Annotated in this window: 2 pseudogenes; one reads left to right on the forward strand and one right to left on the reverse strand. The window is 57.4% G+C overall.

From position 1 onward, the window contains the following. Nucleotides 1-189 (reverse strand): annotated as a pseudogene (locus ACXJ7R_RS34780) (helix-turn-helix transcriptional regulator); the annotation flags it as partial. Between the two features lie 278 nt (nucleotides 190-467). On the opposite strand from ACXJ7R_RS34780, the pseudogene ACXJ7R_RS34785 reads away from it, so the two are divergent. After that, nucleotides 468-846, forward strand: a pseudogene (locus tag ACXJ7R_RS34785) (class I SAM-dependent methyltransferase); the annotation flags it as partial.

Below are 846 nucleotides of genomic sequence, written 5' to 3' on the forward strand. Positions count from 1 at the left end.
GCGGCACGCCGTGCCCTTCAGGTTCATCAAGAACACATGGTTTGGCTGGAGGATTCTTGTCTCCTGGCGTTCGAGCCCGGTCCTTTTGACGACGTCCGCCCGCACGCTCCCCCAATTTTCATACTTGTGGGAAAGCGATTGGTGGTGTGAACGGCGGTTCTCGGTCGGGTCGAGGGCAAGAGTACTCACGTATCCACAGTCTCCTTACTGGCAAATGGCCAGTCGTTACGTGATGTGGCGAACCACCGGTTGCTGAACAACACGCAAATAACTCTGGATTGGTAGAAGATGTGACTTTAGCGAAAAAATGACAATCGAGTGAAAGCCGTCTGTATCCGGCAGGCCTACCAGTTGGCTCAGCCGATACTTGAGCAAGGTGAAATATTAGACCACTCTTATCTTAGTGGAATTTCCCCCGTCGACGTATCGGCATCTCACCAATGGAACGGTGCTGGAGGCATACTGCGATGCGTGGACTCGACGACTTTCTGGCTGAGTGCGACCACGGCCCACGGATCAACGGACTAGCCGGCTTTTTCGCGGCGACCGCGGCCGGAAAGAGCGGGATGCCAATCAGGAAGCCCGTGGCCGACGCCCGCCTTCTGCCGAGCGATGAACTGCAGCGCGATCTGGTTGCCCTGCACGCGACCCGCCAGGGCTTTTTTGACCAGCACTATCACGGCAGCATTCCCTACAGATTGGAAGAGGAGTGCCGGATGGCCCGCGCGGTGCTGAAATATGCCCGTCATCGTGGCGCTCCGCTTTCGCTATACAGCCTTGGAACGGCGGAAGGCACGATGGCGAGAACGTTGTCGGAACTGTCCGGGGGACAGATACGCACGCTGT

It is taken from the genome of Mesorhizobium sp. P5_C1 (assembly GCF_054049815.1).